We start from the raw sequence: 16,682 nt of genomic DNA, 5'->3' as shown, positions 1-16,682 counted from the left end.
GGCGGCAACGGACCGGTAGCCGGGGGCCTGGGGCGCGTGCCCCAGTTTCGGGAAGGGGCGGGGTTGGGGAAGAAGCCCGCCGCAGGCGCCAACTGCCCCGCAGACAAGGGGGCTGGGGCACGCGCCCCCACGCGGCGGAGCCGCAGATCAGATGCAGCCGGGAAGGGGCGGGGTGGGGGAAAAGCCCGCCGCAGGCGCCCCCCGCCTCAGGACGGCGCGCCCGAGCTCCCATACCCCGCATCGGATCCCCCCGCCGCCCCCCGCGGCAGCGCCGGAGGGTCGTAAACCCGCAAGGACGGCGCAGCCGCATCCGGCCGCACAACGCCGAGCAGCGGATTCGCGGCGATCGGCGAGACCTTCACCGTCGCACCGGGCCGCGGCGCCTGTATGACGAGGCCGTTGCCGATGTAGATCGCGACATGCGTCGCCCCCTCGAAATAGATCACGAGGTCACCGGGGCGGATCTGGTCGAGCGGAACCCTCGGCAGGGACTTCCACTGCTCCTGGCTCGTCCGCGGGATGGCGTCACCCGCGTGGGCCCACGCCTGCGACGTGAGGCCGGAGCAGTCGAAGGACTCGGGGCCGGCCGCGCCCCACACGTAGGGCTTGCCGATCTGCTGGTACGCGTACTCCAGCGCCTTCCCGCCGAGCGCGGACGGCATGGCCGATCCGCCGAGCCGCCCGGAGGCGAGCAGCTTGCGCTGGGCCTCGCTTATGTCCTTCTGCTCCAGCTTGCGGAGCTCGGAGAGCTGCTCGCCGGTCAGCGAGGCCAGCATCTTCTCGACCTGGTCGAGGCTCTTGCGCACGTCGTCGCGCTGTTGCTTCTGCTGGGCGGCGAGTGTCTGCTGGGCGTTGAGGGCGTCCTGCGCCTTGCCCGCGAGGTCCGCGGCCCGCTTCTCGTTCTCCGTGAGCCGGCCGACGGTCGCGGCGCGCTGTCCGGCGGCCCGCTGGAGCTGGTGGCCCCGGTCGAGGGCCTGCTGGGGGTCGGTGCCGAAGAGGAAGCCCATGTACGGGGAGAGGGTGCCGCTGCTGCCCTGGTACTGCTCCCGGGCGAGCCGCCCGGCGGCGTCCCGGCTGCCGGTGAGCGCGATCCGCGTGTCGGCCAGCTGCTCGTCTATCTTCTTCACCTGGTCGCGCTGCTTCTTCAGGCGCTCCTCGGTGGCGTTGTACTTCTCCGTCGCTTCCTCGGTCTTGCGGTAGAGCGACTGGAGCCGGGAGAGCAGGGAGCTCACAGGCTGGCCGGGCGGGTCGGCGGGGGCCGCCGACGCCATGGGCGCGGGCAGTACGACCGACGCGGCGCCGGCTATCAGCGCCGCCGTGCAGACAGCACGCACGAACCGTCCTGACACGGGCTCACCTCCGATGCGTGGGCGTGATCGTCAGCCCAAGGAGGATCGTGCCATGGTGGCCGCCGTTACGGCAGTGGGGTGGGCGAATCCGCCTAACCCGCTCACCCTCCGGTTCCCCGCCCGTCACCCGTTCGGCGGGCGCACGTCACCGCCGTCCGGGCCGCCCTGCGCGCCGGGGCGCGACCAGGGCCATTTGAGGCCGCCGCCGGGGGTGCCGTGCGGGTCGTACTCGTACTTCCAGCCCTTGTGCAGCCCCAGCCGCTTCGTCGTGCCCACCTGGACGCGTTTGTACACGTGTACGGCCTCGGTCCCCCCGTGCCCGTCCGGCACGGGGATCTCATAGGTCTTCGGCGGGTGCCCGGAGAGCCCGAGCAGTACCGGCAGTACGCGCCCGTCCAGGGGGCCGCCCACGAAGGGCGTATCTTCGCTTCTCACACCACCAGTCTGCGTCAGCCCCGGCCGGGGTCCCGTGTCCGTAGGGCCGCCCGCGCGGGTCAGTCGCGCTCGTCGCGCGGTACGAGGTGCCGGAGGTACGCCTCCGGATCGCTCATGTACCGCCGCCAGTGGTCGACGAGCAGCAGCTCGCTCCACTCCACGGGCGCTATGCCGTGCTCCCCGACCTCCAGGATCCGCGCGCCGGGCGTCGACGCGAGCACGGGGGAGTGGGTCGCGCAGATCACCTGGGCGCCCGACCGGCCCAGCCGGTGCATCAGCGCGACGAGCCGCAGGCAGGAGGCGAAGGACAGCGCCGCCTCCGGCTCGTCCATCACATAGAGCCCCGGCTGCTTGAACATCGCCTCGAAGACGGTCAGGAAGCCCTCGCCGTGGCTCATCTCCGAGGTGTTCTCCTCCCAGTAGCCCGGCAGCCCCCACACCGTCTCCATCAGGCCGAACGCGGTCTCGGCCCGGAGGAAGTAGCCCTTCTTCCGCGTCCGCGGCCCGGTCGCCATGCGGGTGCCCGCCGAGGTGAGGTCCAGCCGCATCGCGTCGCCGAGCACCGACGGGGGCCGGTCGTTGCCGTATTTCCGCCCGGCCCGGCCGCCGCGCCCGTCCAGCCCGTACGCCTCCGCTATCGCCTCGACGACGGTCGACTTGCCCGACCCGTTCTCCCCGACGAGGAAGGTGACCGGGGCGTCGAAGACGATCCCCTCGCCGACGAGCTCCTTCACGCACGGCACGCTCCAGGGCCAGCCACCCCCCTCGCGGCCGTCGACGAGCTCGGGGGGTACGTAAGCGCGGTTCACGAGCATGCCCACGAGCGTACGAGGGGGGTCTGACAACCGCCCCCGGCCGCGGCTACAGCAAGTGCTCCGCCGCCTGGAGCATCGGTGTGATCCGGCGCGCCAGTGTTCCCGCGCGGCCGTCCGGTGCCTCCAGGGACAGGACGGCCTCCACCACCCGGCCCACCTGTTCGTCGCCCGCCCCGGTGACCAGCAGGAGGGCCAGGAACTCGTCGACCAGCCAGTCGCGCAGCTCGGGCAGCGGGGGCTGCTTGCCCTCGTCCAGCCAGATCAGGGAGGCCGCCTCGACCGCCGTGATCCATGTGCGGACCATCATCCGCAGCCGGGGGCCCGGGTGGCGGACCCGCAGGTGGGCGAGGACCTGCTCGGCGGCGGCCCGGCGGACGCCGTCGACGATCGCCCCCGTGCGGGAGGTCTCCACGACACTGCCGCCCTGGAGCAGGGCGCTGAACCCCGTGTCGTGCCCGTCGACGAAACCGAGGTAGCGGTCGAGGGCGGCGGACAGCCGGCCGGTGAGGGGGCCGGACTGCGGCTCGGCGAAGCACAGCCGGAGGTCGTCCGCGGCGCTGCGCAGCGCCGCCTCGTACAACTGGGGCTTGCCGCCGGGGAAGTAGCGGTAGACGAGAGGCCGTGACACCTCCGCGGCGGCCGCGACCTCGTCCAGGGAGACGTCCTCCGGCGCGCGGTGCGCGAAGAGCGCGAGCGCGGCGGCGATCAGCTGGGTGCGGCGCTCCTCGACGCCGAGCCTGCGGTAGGTGGAGCGGGGGGACGGAGTCGGTGCGGTTCCGCTGCCGTTCATGTACGGCAGCGTATCCGCCCACGCGCACGGGCAGGCCGGGCCGCAGTCAGGGCCGTGCGAGCAGCCCGGAGCTCTGCCAGAGCCGGCGCCCGGCCCCGCGCATCACCCCGATCTCGTCCAGGAAGTCCGTCAGCCGTTTCGCGCCCGCCTGCATGACCTCCCGCCGGTGGCCGCTCGCCCGCACCTGGGCGACGGCCTCGCGGCGGTCGAGCCCCACGTTCGTATAGACGGCGGGGTTGACGAACGCGAGCGAGAAGACGCGGGCCGCCTCGCCGGAGCTCAGCCGGGTCAGGCCCGCCTCCCAGCGCGGGCAGGTCACCATCTGGCGGCGCAGCTCCTCGCGGGCGTAGCGGACGTGGCGCGCCTCCTCCACCACGTGGATGCGGGTGGCGCCGCGGACGACGCTCTGCACGCGCTCGTCGGGGAAGGTCAGGCGCTGCATGTGGTCGAGGATCTCCTCGCCGAGGAGGGTGCACGCGAAGGAACCGGGCGTGGTGGAGACCGACTTGAGGATCCTGGCCAGATTGTGGTGCAGCCCGGAGACGGGGTAGGTGGGGGCGCCGGACTTCTCGACCATGCGGGCGAACATCTTGGAGTGCCTGCACTCGTCGGCTATCTCGGTGAGCGCGTAGCGGACGTGCGCGCTGCCGACCGGCTTGTCGTAGATGTGCCGGACCAGCAGCTGCATCAGGATGATCTCGAACCAGATGCCCAGCGAGGCGAGGGACGCGGCCTCGTGCCGGGAGAGCTCCAGGCGCTGTTCCTCCGGCATTCTCCGCCACATCGGGGTGTCGTAGAGGGAGAGCAGCTCGGGCGGCCAGAACCACTTGCCGTCTTCGAGGGGGGCGTCCCAGTCGAGTTCGGCGTCGGGGTCGAAGGAGTGCTTCGCCGAGGACTCCAGCAGGCGTTCGGCCGTCATCTCGCGGTCCTTGAGCAGGCCGAGCGCGTCCCGGAGCGGTTCTCGTGCGGTCTCGGTGGTCATGGCTGAGGACACCTCGTCTGTGGGTTACCCGCGGTCACCCGCTTATGAGACTGCTTGTCAGCAAGGACGTCAATCCCCCCGGCGCAACCTTCCGGCTTACGCGTACAGGACCGGCCACCCGGTCATTGACCCGGCGGTAACCACCGTGTGAGCCTGCCAACTGTCCACCCGCGCACGGGATATGCGGGCCGAGTCACGGACGGGAGGCGTCATGACGACGCGGGATCTCACGCAGCGCAATTCCTACGCCCACGACCCCGGAGACCCCACCTGGGCGGTGCCGGCCACCGGCACCGCCCGCTTCGACTGGGACTACGGGGGCGGCAGGGACAATCTCCTCGCCCTCTACCAGAAGGGCAAGGACAAGCAGTGGGACGCCGTCACCCGGATCGACTGGGACCTGCCCGTCGACCCCTACGACCCGCTCGGTGTCCCGGACCAGAACCTCCCCGTCCACGACAGCCCCTACTGGGCGCGGATGAGCGAGGCGGACAAGCGCGAGCTGCGCCGCCGCTACGCCTCCTGGCAGTTCAGCCAGTTCCTGCACGGCGAGCAGGGCGCCATGGTGTGCGCGGCGCGCATCGTGGAGTCCGTACCCGACCTGGACGCGAAGTTCTACTCCGCGACCCAGGCCATGGACGAGGCGCGCCACGCGGAGATCTACAGCCGCTTCCTGAGGGAGAAGGTCGGGCTGCTCTACCCCGTCGACGGCAACCTCCGCTCGCTGCTGGACGACACCCTGCGGGACTCGCGCTGGGACATGCCCGTCCTGGGGATGCAGGTGCTCATCGAGGGCCTCGCCCTCGCCGCCTTCGGCATGCTGCGCGACACCACGGACAAGCCGCTGCCGAAGCAGATCCTCGCGTACGTCATGCAGGACGAGGCCCGCCACGTCGCCTTCGGCCGCCTGGCGCTGCGCGACCACTACCGGCAGCTGACCGACGCCGAGCGCCGCGAGCGCGAGGAATTCGTCATCGAGGGCTGCTACTTGATGCGGGACAGGCTGCGCGGCGAGGTGGTGCTCACCGACTTCGGCATACCGGAGGCCGACGCCGTCGAGCTCAGCGAGCGGTCCGAGTTCCTGCGGCTCTTCCGGAAGCTGCTCTTCAGTCGCATCGTCCCCTGCGTGCGCGACATCGGCCTGTGGGGCGAGCGGCTTCAGCGCGCGTACGTCGACATGGGTGTGCTCGAACTCGGCGACAGCAGCCTGGATCTCCTCATGGCCCAGGACGAGGAGGCCGCCGAGCGGCTCGACGCCCGGCGCTTCGCCGCCGAGGAGGCGGCGCGCCGGGCGGAGGTGGCGGCGGTGATCGCCGACGGTGCGGGGGAGACGGCCGGGAACTGATCCGGAAGGTGTCGGTCCATTTCGCCCGAGGCGGGCGATGGGGCCGATAACGCGATGTGTAGGTCTTGTGACCGGTTGGAACCTTCTTTTCGGTATGGGCGTCCTTGCTGTGCACCAGCGGGGCAATTCGTACCGAGGGAGGGGAACTTCATGGCACGACTCCATGCCCGTGCGCGGCACGCCGCGATGACGGCGATGTCGATCCTGGCGCTCGCCGCGACCATACCGGGTTGCGTGGCCATGGCCACGGAGGACTCGGGAAAACCGGCACACCGCCAGAACGCCGAGCGGAGCCCGGCGCGGGCGCCGTCCTCGTCACAGCCGTCGGCCGCGCCATCTGCGCCGTCCGCACCGGCCCGGGTGTCGGACGGGATCACCCACGAGTCGGAGACCCCGGGCAAGGCGGTCAACCTGACCATAGACGACGGTCCGGAACCCATCTGGACGCTGAAGGTGCTGGACGTACTGAAGAAGTACGACGCGAAGGCCACCTTCTGCATCATCGGCTCGCGCGCGAAGGAGTATCCCGAGCTCGTCAAAAAAGTCGTCGCCGCCGGCCACCGGCTCTGCGACCACTCCGTGGACCACAACACCGCCATGGACCAGCGCCCCGAGCCCTACCAGCGGCAACAGGTCCTCGACGCCCAGGAGATGATCCTGGACGCGGCGGGACCCGGCGCCCGGGTGCTCTACTACCGCGCCCCCGGCGGCGCGTTCACCCCGTACAGCCGCGAGGTCGCCGCCTCCCACGGCATGCGCCCGCTCGGCTGGAGCGTCGACACCAGGGACTGGACCAACCCCGGCGTCGAGCGGATCGTCGACGCCGTCCACCAGGGCCTCCGGGACGGCCCCACCATCCTCTTCCACGACGGAGGCGGCAACCGCGGCCAGACCGTGGCCGCCCTCGACCAGATCCTGCCCTGGCTCAAGAGCCAGGGCTACGTCTTCGGCTACCCCAAGATCTGACACCCTTCGCTCCGCCCGCGCGCGGAACCGATCCTGCGGACCCGCCGCACCGCACGCGGCGGGTCCGTCCACGACCCGTCCACGACCGGGGCTACCAGCGGAAGGCGTCCATCGGCGGCGGATCGGCCTGCCGCCCGACGGGCGCCGCGTGCCGCGGGTGCCGCGGGTCCAGGAACCAGTGGCGGGCCGACACCAGCCACCACACGCCCGCGAAGCCCACGACCGCGGCCACCGCGATCGGCGCGTAGTTGAAGGTGTCGACCGTGACGGGGCCGGACTGCGGCAGCATGAACAGCACCGTGATCACGGCCACCCAGGAGATCGCGGTGACCCCGACCGGCCTCGACCACCGCCCCAGGTGCCACGGCCCGCGCTCGAACGCCGCACCCTTGCGGAGCCGCAGCAGCGTCGGCACCGCGTAGGCGATGTAGAGGCCGATCGTGGCGATCGAGGTGACCGCCGCGTACGCCGTGGAGTTGACCAGATAGGGCAGCCCCAGCAGGAAGGCGCCGAGCGCCGCCAGCCACACCGCGTTGGTGGGCGTGCGCGTCTGCGGGTTGATCCGGTGCCAGACCCGCGAGAAGGGCAGCGCGCCGTCCCGCGAGAACGCGTAGATCATCCGGGAGTTGGCCGTCACCGACGCCATCCCGCAGAAGAGCTGCGCGACGATCACCACGAGCAGCAGCAGCTTCCCCGCCGAGGCGCCGAGCGCGTCCATGAAGATCTGCGCCGGCGGCACCCCGGTCCCGGTGCCCACCGAGCCCGCCCAGTCCTGGATCGCGTACGTCATCCCGGCCAGCAGCACGAAACCCGCGATCCACGACACCCAGATCGAGCGCACGATGCCCCGCGGCCCGGCCACCGAGGCGTCGTTCGTCTCCTCCGTCATATGGGCGGACGCGTCGTAGCCGGTGAAGGTGTACTGCGCCACCAGCAACGACAGCAGCCCCACGTAGAGGCCAGAGCCCCAGCCCGTGTCGTTCACGAAGTGGGTGAAGACGAAGGACGTCGACCGGTGCCCGTCCGGCACGAAGGCCAGCGCGCCGACGATCAGCAGCACGCCCAGCAGGTGCCACCACACGCTCACGGAATTCAGAAAGGCGACCAGCCGGACGCCGAAGGTGTTCAGCAGCGCGTGCAGCACGAGCACGGCACCGAAAAGGGCGATCGTGTGGCCGGGCGTCGCCGCGAATCCGAATTGGAGGTCCAGATAAGCGTTGAGGAAGGACGCCGCACCGAAATCGACGCCCGCCGTGCACGCGATCTGCCCCAGCACGTTGAACCACCCGGTGAACCACGCCCACGCCGCCCGCGACCGCTCCGGCGCCATCCGGTGCGCCCAGAAATACAGCCCCGCCGAGGTCGGATAGGAGGAGCACACCTCCGCCATCGCCAGCCCGACGACCAGCGTCATGGCACCGACACCGACCCAGCCCCACATGAGCATCGCCGGGCCGCCGGTCCGCATGCCGAAGCCGTACATCGTCATGCACCCGGAGAGGACCGAGATGATCGTGAACGATACGGCGAAATTCGCGAACCCGGACATCCGCCGGGCCAGCACCTGGGTATAGCCGAGCTGTCGCAGGCGCTCTTCGTCGGAAACGCCGGGTACGTCGAGTGGCACGCGATTCTCTCTCTCGTGATCGTTCCGATGAACGGCGGTCAAGGAATGTGCGGTGCGCTTCTTCGTTCTTCAGGTGCGTCGTTCCTCAGGTGCCCTGTCCTCAGGTGTCCTGTCCGCTCCTCGGCCGGACGGCGCGAGCGGCCCACTCCCGGTGCCGGAGGAAGAGCTCCGGCGCGTCCCCGCAGTACGACCAGGGCACATCGGCGGCGTACGGCCCGATCGCCCGGAAGACGTCGTACGCCTCGGCATGGCGCCCGGCGAAGGCGAGCGCGTGCGCCAGATAGTTCGCGTCGTCCATGAACTGCGCGTGCGGGCGTGGCGGCCGGCGGCGCCACCAGTTCTCCAGCACCTGGTCGATGTGCGGGCAGTCGATCCAGGGGTGGATGCTCGGGCCGTGGCCGTCCGCCCCGGTCCGTGTCCGCTGCCGGTGCGACTCCGCCACCGCCACCAGCGGCAGCACCGCGATCGGCAGCCCCTTGGGCGCGGTGTCCGCCCGCTCCTGCGCCCAGTGGAACATCTCCGCGCCCGAACCGTGGTTCCGCGCGAAGAGGTAGGTGAGGACCTCGTGGTGCGCCTCCCGGTTGTACGGATCGCGGGCCACCACCTCGGCCCACACCTGCCGCAGCATCTCCCGGCCGGGGGCGTGCACCCGGATCAGGGCGAGCATCACCACCCAGGGGGAGGGGTCCGCCGGGGCGGCTTCGGCCGCGGCCAGGCACGTGGTCCAGGACCGCTCCATCTCCGCGCGGCCACCGTCCACCCCACGGATCATCGACCGCAGCGCTTGCACGTGCGCCAGCAGCGCGAGCGCGTCGGCGGACCCGGGCTCGGCCCGCGCCCAGGTGTCCGCGAACCGCAACGGCGCGCCGGCCCGCGCCAGCACCTGGAGCCGGAAGACCCGCCGGTCCCAGTCGCCCCCGGTCGCGGCGAGCAGATCCCGGGGCCCTTCCCACCGCCCCATCGAGGCGTCCTCCAGCACGGAGCGCAGGGCGGGATCGTCCCGGGCGGGATGCGTCCGAAGCACCTGCTCCCCACCCCGCCGAAACCTCACGGCCCGCCCACCTTCTCGCCGCCGGATGTGCCTGACGTCACGTCAATCCGCCGCCGGATGACCGGAGATGGCTTCTCGACGGCCGCACGATACCCCGCGGGGACCCACACGGGAGAGTGCTGGGACGCGTGAGAACGCGGCCGGGAACTCCCGGAACTCCCGGATACGACAAAGAGCCGGACCCAGTGGAACTGGGTCCGGCTCTCGATGTCCGGCACTTCGGCTGGTCAGCGGCCTTGCGGCGCTGATGGAAGCGAAGTGCCCCCGGCAGGATTCGAACCTGCGCACACGGCTCCGGAGGCCGTTGCTCTATCCCCTGAGCTACGGGGGCGTGTCCGCCGCTTGTCGCGGCGACGGGTAGAACATTACCAGCTCCGGACGGGTGTCCCGCAACGTCGTTGGAGGTGGGGGCGGGGGCGCGGGAACAGCGGGGCGAGAACGAGGGGAGGGCGAGGGCGAGAAGGGGTCGCCCGCACGGGGTGGAAGTGGGGAAAACCCGGACGCAGCGTGGCGGTCGCGCTTACTCTCGGGTTGTGCCTGGCTTGTCCGGCCGGGTCCTTGTCGTCGACGACAACAAGGTCATCCGGCAGCTGATCAGGGTCAACCTCGAGCTGGAGGGCTTCGAGGTCGTGACCGCGGCCGATGGTGCCGAGTGCCTGGAGATCGTGCACCGCGTGCGTCCCGACGTCGTGACCCTGGATGTCGTCATGCCCCGTCTCGACGGGCTGCTGACGGCCGCGCGGCTGCGGGCCGACGCCCGGACCCGGGACATACCGATCGCGATCATCAGCGCCTGCACCCGGCCGGAGGTCGACAGCGGGCGCTCCGCCGGGGTCGACGCCTTCCTGGCGAAGCCCTTCGAGCCGACGGAGATGGTCCGGCTCGTCCGGCGGCTGGTGCGGCACCGCAAGGCAGAGGGCGACGACGGGTTGCCGGGGGCCCCGGCCCCCGGGGACGCGGACACCGTCCACAACGGGCGGCGGCGCGCGCCCACATCGGCCACGTCGAGACCGTCCGGCGACTGAGGGCGCACCGAGGACGCACCGGCGCCGCACCGAGGACGCGACGGTGGACGCGACGCAGAGGACCGCCGCGCACCGGTGGCGCGTCCCACCTTCTGAAACCTGTTCGCCGAGCCTCCCCCCTTCTCGCCTAGGCTTGGCCCCGTGACCCCCGCCGATCTCTCCCGCACCGTTCTGCACACGGTGCGTCGTGCCGTCGAGGCCGATGAGCTGAGCGCCGTCGTGCCCGACCGGGTCACCGTGCGGGTCCCGCCCCGGCCGGGCTGCGGGGACTACGCCACCAATGTCGCCCTGCGGATCGCCCAGCAGAGCGGACGCCCCGCCGCCGAGGTCGCGGAGGTGCTGCGGCGCAGACTCGCCGCCGAACCCGGCATCGCCCGGGTCGACATCGCCGGACCGGGGTTCCTCAACATCACTCTTGAGGGCGCTTCCTACGTCCGCCTCGTACGGGACGTGCTCGACCCGGGAGAGAGCGGGGGAGCAGACGGGGGAGTGCGGAGCGCACCGCAGGTCCTGCCCGAGCCGCCGCCCGATCTCGTACGCAGACTCGGCGCCGACGCCGCCCGCTGGAGCCTCCTCTGCCCGCCGGGCCTCGACCGCGACCTGCTGCTCGTGCAGCGCGAGAGCAACCCCCTCTTCCGCGTCCGGTACGCCCACGCCCGCACCCGGGCCCTGCTGCGCAACGCCCGCGACCTGGGCTTCGGCCCGGAGCCGGGGGACGTGCCGGACGAGAGCGCCACCCCCGTGCTCGCCGCCCTCGGCGACCATCCCCGGGTGAGCGCCGCCCGCGCTCCCGACCGGCTCGCCCGGCACCTCGAACGTCTCGCCGACGCCTTCCTCCGCTGGCAGGCGGCGTGTCCCACGCTGCCGCGCGGTGACGAGAAACCCTTGGCCGTCCACCGCGCCCGACTGGCCCTCGCCGAGGCCACGGGCAAGGTGCTGGCCGACGGCCTCCACCAGCTCGGCATCACCGCACCCGCACACCTCTGAGGAGATCAGAGCCATGAGCCGTTCCGCACACCCCGCCGGGCCCCGCTACGCCGACGTGCTGCCCGAAGGTCACTACGCCGCGCCGCCCACCGATCTCAACGCCCTGGACCCGCGCGTGTGGGCCCGTACGGTCACGCGGGATGCCGACGGCGTGGCCACCGTCGGCGGGATCAAGGTCACCGAGCTCGCCGAGGAGTTCGGGACGCCCGCCTACTTCCTCGACGAGGACGACTTCCGGGCGCGCTGCCGCGCCTGGCGCGACGCCTTCGGCACCGAGGCCGATGTCTTCTACGCGGGCAAGGCGTTCCTCTCCCGCGCCATCGTCCGCTGGCTGCACGAGGAGGGGCTCAACCTCGACGTCTGCTCCGCCGGCGAACTGGCCACCGCCCTCGACGCGGGGATGCCGGCCGAGCGCATCGCGCTGCACGGCAACAACAAGTCCACCGAGGAGATCACCCGCGCCGTCGAGGCCGGGGTGGGCCGCATCGTCCTGGACTCCTTCCAGGAGATCGTGCGCGTCGCGCACATCGCCGAGCGGCTCGGCAAGCGCCAGCGCGTCCAGATCCGGGTGACCGTCGGCGTCGAGGCGCACACGCACGAATTCATCGCGACCGCCCACGAGGACCAGAAGTTCGGGCTCGCGCTCGCCGGGGGACAGGCCGCCGAGGCCGTCCGCCGCGCGCTCAAGCTCGACGGCCTGGAGCTCATCGGCATCCACTCCCACATCGGCTCGCAGATCTTCGACACCTCGGGCTTCGAGGTGGCCGCGCACCGCGTCGTGGGCCTGCTGAAGGACGTCCGCGACGAGCACGGCGTCGAGCTGCCCGAGATCGACCTCGGCGGCGGCCTCGGCATCGCCTACACCTCGGAGGACGACCCGCGCGAGCCGCGCGAGATCGCCAGGGCGCTCCGCGACATCGTCACCCGCGAGTGCGCGGCCGCCGGGCTCGCCGTGCCGCGGCTGTCCGTGGAGCCGGGCCGCGCCATCGCCGGGCCGCCGGCCTTCACCCTCTACGAGGTCGGCACGGTCAAGGAACTGCCGGGCCTGCGCACGTACGTGAGCGTGGACGGCGGCATGTCGGACAACATCCGCACCGCGCTCTACGACGCCGAGTACAGCGTCGCCCTGGTCTCCCGGGCCTCCACCGCCGAGCCGATGCTCTCCCGCGTCGTCGGCAAGCACTGCGAGTCCGGCGACATCATCGTGCGCGACGCCTTCCTCCCCGCCGACGTGGCCCCCGGCGACCTGCTCGCCGTGCCCGCGACCGGCGCCTACTGCCGTTCGATGGCCAGCAACTACAACCACGCGCTGCGCCCGCCGGTCGTCGCGGTCAAGGACGGCACGGCGCGCGTGATCGTCCGGCGGGAGACGGAAGAGGACCTCTTCCGTCTCGACGTCGGCTGACCGACGGGAAAGTCGGCCGCCCGAGGTAAAAACGGAAGTAAAAATCTCGGATACTGGACGGGGGAGGGAATCCCCCGTCCGGTGAGTGAGACTGGTGTACCACCGAAGATGTACAGGGCTTAGACGAGTGAGAAGCAGGGGTCGGATGATGCGTACGCGTCCGCTGAAAGTGGCGCTGCTGGGCTGTGGAGTGGTCGGCTCAGAGGTGGCGCGCATCATGACGACGCACGCGGACGACCTCACGGCGCGCATCGGTGCGCCCGTCGAGCTCGCGGGCATCGCCGTGCGCCGTCCGGGCCGGGTGCGCGCGGGGGTGCCGGAGGAGCTGATCACCACCGACGCCACCGAGCTGGTCAAGCGCGGTGACATCGACGTGGTCGTCGAGGTCATCGGAGGCATCGAGCCGGCCCGCACCCTGATCACCACCGCCTTCGAGCACGGCGCGAGCGTCGTGTCCGCCAACAAGGCGCTGCTCGCCGGGGACGGCGCGGCACTGCACGCCGCGGCCGAGGCCCAGGGCGCGGACCTCTACTACGAGGCGGCCGTGGCCGGTGCCATCCCGCTCGTACGGCCGCTGCGCGAGTCCCTCGCGGGCGACAAGGTCAACCGGGTGCTCGGCATCGTCAACGGCACGACCAACTTCATCCTCGACAAGATGGACACCAGCGGCGCGGGTTACTCCGAGGCGCTGGACGAGGCCACCGCGCTCGGTTACGCGGAGGCCGACCCGACCGCCGACGTCGAGGGCTTCGACGCCGCCGCGAAGGCCGCGATCCTGGCCGGGATCGCGTTCCACACCCGCGTGCGCCTCGACGACGTCTATCGCGAGGGCATGACGGAGGTCACCGCCGCGGACTTCGCGTCCGCGAAGCAGATGGGCTGCACCATCAAGCTGCTGGCCATCTGCGAGCGCGCCGCGGACGGCAAGTCCGTCACCGCCCGCGTCCACCCGGCGATGATCCCGCTGACCCACCCGCTGGCGTCGGTGCGCGAGGCGTACAACGCGGTGTTCGTGGAGGCCGAGGCGGCCGGTCAGCTGATGTTCTACGGGCCCGGCGCCGGTGGCTCCCCGACCGCGTCCGCGGTCCTCGGCGACCTCGTCGCCGTGTGCCGCAACAAGGTCGCGGAGACCACCGGACCCGGCGAATCCGCTTACACCCGGCTGCCCGTGAGCCCGATGGGCGATGTGGTCACGCGCTACCACATCAGCCTCGACGTGGCCGACAAGCCCGGTGTCCTGGCGCAGGTCGCCACGGTCTTCGCCGGGCACGACGTGTCGATCGACACGGTCCGCCAGACGGGCAAGGACGGCGAGGCGTCCCTCGTCGTCGTGACGCACCGGGCCCCCGACGCCGCCCTCTCGGCGACCGTCGAGGCGCTGCGCAAGCTGGACACGGTCCGCGGTGTCGCGAGCATCATGCGGGTCGAAGGCGAATAAGGGGAGCAACGAAGCAATGTCTGCCAACAACGGTCCGCGGACCTCCGGCACCCATCAGTGGCGCGGCATCATCGAGGAGTACCGCGACCGGCTCCCCGTCTCGGCCGACACGCCGGTCGTCACCCTGCGCGAGGGCGGCACGCCGCTCGTCCCCGCCCAGGTGCTCTCGGAGCGCACCGGGTGTGACGTCCATCTCAAGGTCGAGGGCGCCAACCCCACCGGGTCCTTCAAGGACCGCGGGATGACCATGGCCATCACCCGGGCCAAGGAGGAGGGCGCGAAGGCCGTCATCTGCGCCTCCACCGGCAACACCTCCGCCTCGGCCGCCGCCTACGCCGTGCGTGCCGGGATGGTCTGCGCCGTCCTGGTGCCGCAGGGCAAGATCGCGCTCGGCAAGATGGGCCAGGCGCTGGTGCACGGCGCGCGCATCCTCCAGGTCGACGGCAACTTCGACGACTGCCTGACGCTGGCGCGCGGCCTGTCCGAGAAGTACCCCGTCGCACTGGTCAACTCCGTGAACCCGGTGCGGATCGAGGGCCAGAAGACCGCCGCCTTCGAGATCGTGGACGCGCTCGGCGACGCGCCCGACATCCACGTCCTGCCGGTCGGCAACGCGGGCAACATCACGGCCTACTGGCGGGGTTACCGCGAGTACGCCACGGACGGGATCGCCACCCGCAAGCCGCGGATGTGGGGCTTCCAGGCGTCCGGTTCCGCGCCCATCGTGCGCGGCGAGCCGGTCAAGGACCCGCACACCATCGCCACCGCGATCCGCATCGGCAATCCCGCCTCGTGGCGGTTCGCCGAGGAGGCGCGCGACGAATCGGGCGGTCTCATCGACGAGGTGACCGACCGACAGATCCTGGCCGCCTACCGCCTGTTGGCCTCCCAGGAGGGCGTCTTCGTCGAGCCGGCCTCGGCCGCGAGCGTCGCCGGTCTGCTCAAGGCCGCCGAACAGGGCCTGGTGGACCCCGGTCAGCGCATCGTCTGCACGGTCACCGGCAACGGCCTCAAGGACCCCGACTGGGCGGTGGCGGGCGCCCCGCAGCCGTTCACCGTGCCGGTGGACGCGGACGCCGCCGCCGAGCGCCTCGGCCTGGCCTGACGTCATGGTCCGGGGCCCCGCCCCGGATCGCTCCTCCGCTTGTTCCTCCGTACCGCCGGACGGGCCGGGTTGCCGGATTCCTGGATTCTGGATTGCCGGATTCCTTCGTTCCGGGAAAAGTCCGTCCGGCGTGGGCGACGCGCCTCCCATGCCCTATGTCGCCGCTGAACCTTCCTTCGATAGGCTGTACTCACTCCGCCCCGTCGCAGACCCCCGCCGTCACCGCGCGGCATCTCGTCGCGGCCCTTGCGGACGTTGCACGCCCTACCGAGGCCACACCAAGGAGAGTCATCGAGCGATGGCCGGTCCCGCCTTCCGCGCCGCCGCTGTCCGCGTGCGCACCCCCGCCACCAGCGCGAACCTCGGCCCCGGCTTCGACGCCCTGGGCCTGTCGCTGGGGCTCTACGACGACGTCGTGGTCCGGGTGGCCGAATCCGGGCTGCACATCGACATCGCGGGCGAGGGCGCCGAGAGCCTCCCGCGCGACGAGCGCCACCTGCTCGTGCGGTCCCTGCGCACCGCCTTCGACCTGCTCGGCGGCCAGCCGCGCGGCCTGGAGGTCGTCTGTGCCAACCGGATCCCGCACGGCCGGGGCCTGGGCTCGTCGTCCGCCGCCATCTGCGCGGGCATAGTCGCCGCCCGCGCCGTGACGATAGGCGGGGCCGAGAAGCTCGACGACGCGGCGCTGCTGGAGCTCGCCACGGAGATCGAGGGCCACCCGGACAACGTCGCGGCCTGCCTGCTCGGCGGATTCACCCTGGCGTGGATGGAGTCGGGCGTGGCACGGGCCATTCGGATGGACCCTGCGGATTCCATCGTTCCGGTGGTCTTCGTCCCGGCGAAGCCCGTACTGACCGAGACCGCGCGCGGGCTGTTGCCGCGCAGCGTCCCCCATGTGGACGCCGCGGCCAACGCCGGGCGCGCGGCGCTGCTCGTCGAGGCGCTGACCAGGCGCCCCGAGCTGCTGCTCGCGGCCACCGAGGACCGGCTCCACCAGGAATACCGGGCCCCGGCGATGCCCGAGAGCGTGGCCCTGGTCAACCGACTGCGCGCGGACGGCGTCCCCGCGGTCATCTCCGGCGCGGGCCCCACGGTGCTCGCGCTGGCCGAGAACGGTGCGGCCGTCCAGGTCGCACGACTGGCGGGCGAGGGGTGGGCGGCCAACCGGCTGGCCCTCGACGCCGGGGGGACGAGTGTGCTTCCGCTCGCCTGACCAGCGCGGAGCCTGGCACTTCCCGGGACCCGCGAAAAATAGCGGTTGCCGGTCTTTGAGAGGGGGAATGTTTGTGGGATCCGGTAGTGTTAACCTCAAGTCTGCACTCGAAGCCACATCGGCTCGGTGCGCTGTGTCCCGATCAGGGA

Annotated in this window: 15 protein-coding genes and 1 tRNA gene; 8 read left to right on the top strand and 8 right to left on the bottom strand. The window is 71.7% G+C overall.

Going from position 1 to position 16,682, the window contains the following annotated elements; genetic code table 11:
* Window positions 1-206 precede the first annotated feature (206 nt).
* From AB0435_RS21125 to AB0435_RS21105, 5 genes are all read right to left on the bottom strand, one after another.
* Window positions 207-1,334 (bottom strand): NlpC/P60 family protein, encoded by a 1,128-nt coding sequence (locus AB0435_RS21125; RefSeq protein WP_366427653.1) that lies wholly within the window; start codon window positions 1,332-1,334, stop codon window positions 207-209.
* A 138-nt stretch (window positions 1,335-1,472) separates the two neighbouring features.
* Window positions 1,473-1,784 (bottom strand): hypothetical protein, encoded by a 312-nt coding sequence (locus AB0435_RS21120; RefSeq protein ID WP_366427652.1) that lies wholly within the window; start codon window positions 1,782-1,784, stop codon window positions 1,473-1,475.
* A gap of 59 nt (window positions 1,785-1,843) precedes the next feature.
* Window positions 1,844-2,599, bottom strand: coding sequence for an AAA family ATPase (locus AB0435_RS21115; RefSeq protein ID WP_366003294.1), 756 nt, complete (start codon window positions 2,597-2,599; stop codon window positions 1,844-1,846).
* A 46-nt stretch (window positions 2,600-2,645) separates the two neighbouring features.
* A complete protein-coding gene (locus AB0435_RS21110) occupies window positions 2,646-3,389 on the bottom strand; it encodes a TetR/AcrR family transcriptional regulator (RefSeq protein ID WP_366427651.1) in 744 nt (247 codons plus the stop codon).
* A gap of 46 nt (window positions 3,390-3,435) precedes the next feature.
* Window positions 3,436-4,371 (bottom strand): diiron oxygenase, encoded by a 936-nt coding sequence (locus AB0435_RS21105; RefSeq protein WP_366003296.1) that lies wholly within the window; start codon window positions 4,369-4,371, stop codon window positions 3,436-3,438.
* 211 nt (window positions 4,372-4,582) lie between these two features.
* Here AB0435_RS21105 and AB0435_RS21100 point away from each other — a divergent pair, with 211 nt between their 5' ends.
* A complete protein-coding gene (locus tag AB0435_RS21100; RefSeq protein ID WP_366003297.1) occupies window positions 4,583-5,716 on the top strand; it encodes a ferritin-like domain-containing protein in 1,134 nt (377 codons plus the stop codon).
* A 150-nt stretch (window positions 5,717-5,866) separates the two neighbouring features.
* The gene (locus AB0435_RS21095; RefSeq protein WP_366427650.1) at window positions 5,867-6,682 is read left to right on the top strand and encodes a polysaccharide deacetylase family protein; all 816 of its coding nucleotides are present in this window, start codon (window positions 5,867-5,869) and stop codon (window positions 6,680-6,682) included.
* Between the two features lie 91 nt (window positions 6,683-6,773).
* On the opposite strand, the gene AB0435_RS21090 is transcribed toward AB0435_RS21095, so the two are convergent.
* The 3 genes from AB0435_RS21090 to AB0435_RS21080 all read right to left on the bottom strand — a co-directional run bounded on the left by AB0435_RS21090 (window position 6,774) and on the right by AB0435_RS21080 (window position 9,691).
* Window positions 6,774-8,309, bottom strand: a complete 1,536-nt coding sequence (locus AB0435_RS21090; RefSeq protein ID WP_366003299.1) for an amino acid permease — start codon at window positions 8,307-8,309, stop codon at window positions 6,774-6,776.
* Between the two features lie 100 nt (window positions 8,310-8,409).
* Window positions 8,410-9,333: a hypothetical protein gene (locus AB0435_RS21085; RefSeq protein ID WP_366003300.1), complete on the bottom strand. Its 924-nt coding sequence runs from the start codon at window positions 9,331-9,333 to the stop codon at window positions 8,410-8,412.
* Window positions 9,334-9,619: 286 nt separating this feature from the next.
* Window positions 9,620-9,691, bottom strand: a tRNA-Arg gene (locus AB0435_RS21080).
* A gap of 154 nt (window positions 9,692-9,845) precedes the next feature.
* On the opposite strand from AB0435_RS21080, the gene AB0435_RS21075 reads away from it, so the two are divergent.
* The 6 genes from AB0435_RS21075 (at window position 9,846) to thrB (ending at window position 16,533) form a co-directional block, all read left to right on the top strand.
* Window positions 9,846-10,385, top strand: coding sequence for a response regulator (locus tag AB0435_RS21075; RefSeq protein ID WP_366003337.1), 540 nt, complete (start codon window positions 9,846-9,848; stop codon window positions 10,383-10,385).
* 141 nt (window positions 10,386-10,526) lie between these two features.
* Window positions 10,527-11,372: an ArgS-related anticodon-binding protein NrtL gene (gene nrtL / locus AB0435_RS21070; RefSeq protein WP_366003338.1), complete on the top strand. Its 846-nt coding sequence runs from the start codon at window positions 10,527-10,529 to the stop codon at window positions 11,370-11,372.
* A gap of 13 nt (window positions 11,373-11,385) precedes the next feature.
* Window positions 11,386-12,777 carry a diaminopimelate decarboxylase gene (lysA, locus tag AB0435_RS21065; protein WP_366003339.1) on the top strand — a complete coding sequence of 464 codons (1,392 nt, stop codon included), beginning with the start codon at window positions 11,386-11,388 and terminating at the stop codon, window positions 12,775-12,777.
* 145 nt (window positions 12,778-12,922) lie between these two features.
* Window positions 12,923-14,215, top strand: coding sequence for a homoserine dehydrogenase (locus tag AB0435_RS21060; RefSeq protein ID WP_366003340.1), 1,293 nt, complete (start codon window positions 12,923-12,925; stop codon window positions 14,213-14,215).
* A gap of 16 nt (window positions 14,216-14,231) precedes the next feature.
* Window positions 14,232-15,320 (top strand): threonine synthase, encoded by a 1,089-nt coding sequence (gene thrC / locus AB0435_RS21055; RefSeq protein ID WP_366003341.1) that lies wholly within the window; start codon window positions 14,232-14,234, stop codon window positions 15,318-15,320.
* A 298-nt stretch (window positions 15,321-15,618) separates the two neighbouring features.
* Window positions 15,619-16,533 carry a homoserine kinase gene (gene thrB / locus AB0435_RS21050; protein WP_366003342.1) on the top strand — a complete coding sequence of 305 codons (915 nt, stop codon included), beginning with the start codon at window positions 15,619-15,621 and terminating at the stop codon, window positions 16,531-16,533.
* Window positions 16,534-16,682: the final 149 nt, after the last annotated feature.

Source organism: Streptomyces sp. NPDC051173, from assembly GCF_040689515.1.
Classification (GTDB): domain Bacteria; phylum Actinomycetota; class Actinomycetes; order Streptomycetales; family Streptomycetaceae; genus Streptomyces.
This window is presented reverse-complemented; position numbering and strand designations above follow the sequence as displayed.

Bases quoted from the DNA above. Each gene is read 5' to 3' on its own strand.
- thrC (WP_366003341.1), top strand. From the start codon at position 14,232: ATGTCTGCCAACAACGGTCCGCGGACCTCCGGCACCCATCAGTGGCGC.
- AB0435_RS21100 (WP_366003297.1), top strand. From the start codon at position 4,583: ATGACGACGCGGGATCTCACGCAGCGCAATTCCTACGCCCACGACCCC.
- lysA (WP_366003339.1), top strand. From the start codon at position 11,386: ATGAGCCGTTCCGCACACCCCGCCGGGCCCCGCTACGCCGACGTGCTG.
- AB0435_RS21115 (WP_366003294.1), bottom strand. From the start codon at position 2,599: ATGCTCGTGAACCGCGCTTACGTACCCCCCGAGCTCGTCGACGGCCGC.
- AB0435_RS21110 (WP_366427651.1), bottom strand. From the start codon at position 3,389: ATGAACGGCAGCGGAACCGCACCGACTCCGTCCCCCCGCTCCACCTAC.
- AB0435_RS21060 (WP_366003340.1), top strand. From the start codon at position 12,923: ATGATGCGTACGCGTCCGCTGAAAGTGGCGCTGCTGGGCTGTGGAGTG.
- AB0435_RS21095 (WP_366427650.1), top strand. From the start codon at position 5,867: ATGGCACGACTCCATGCCCGTGCGCGGCACGCCGCGATGACGGCGATG.
- thrB (WP_366003342.1), top strand. From the start codon at position 15,619: ATGGCCGGTCCCGCCTTCCGCGCCGCCGCTGTCCGCGTGCGCACCCCC.
- AB0435_RS21105 (WP_366003296.1), bottom strand. From the start codon at position 4,371: ATGACCACCGAGACCGCACGAGAACCGCTCCGGGACGCGCTCGGCCTG.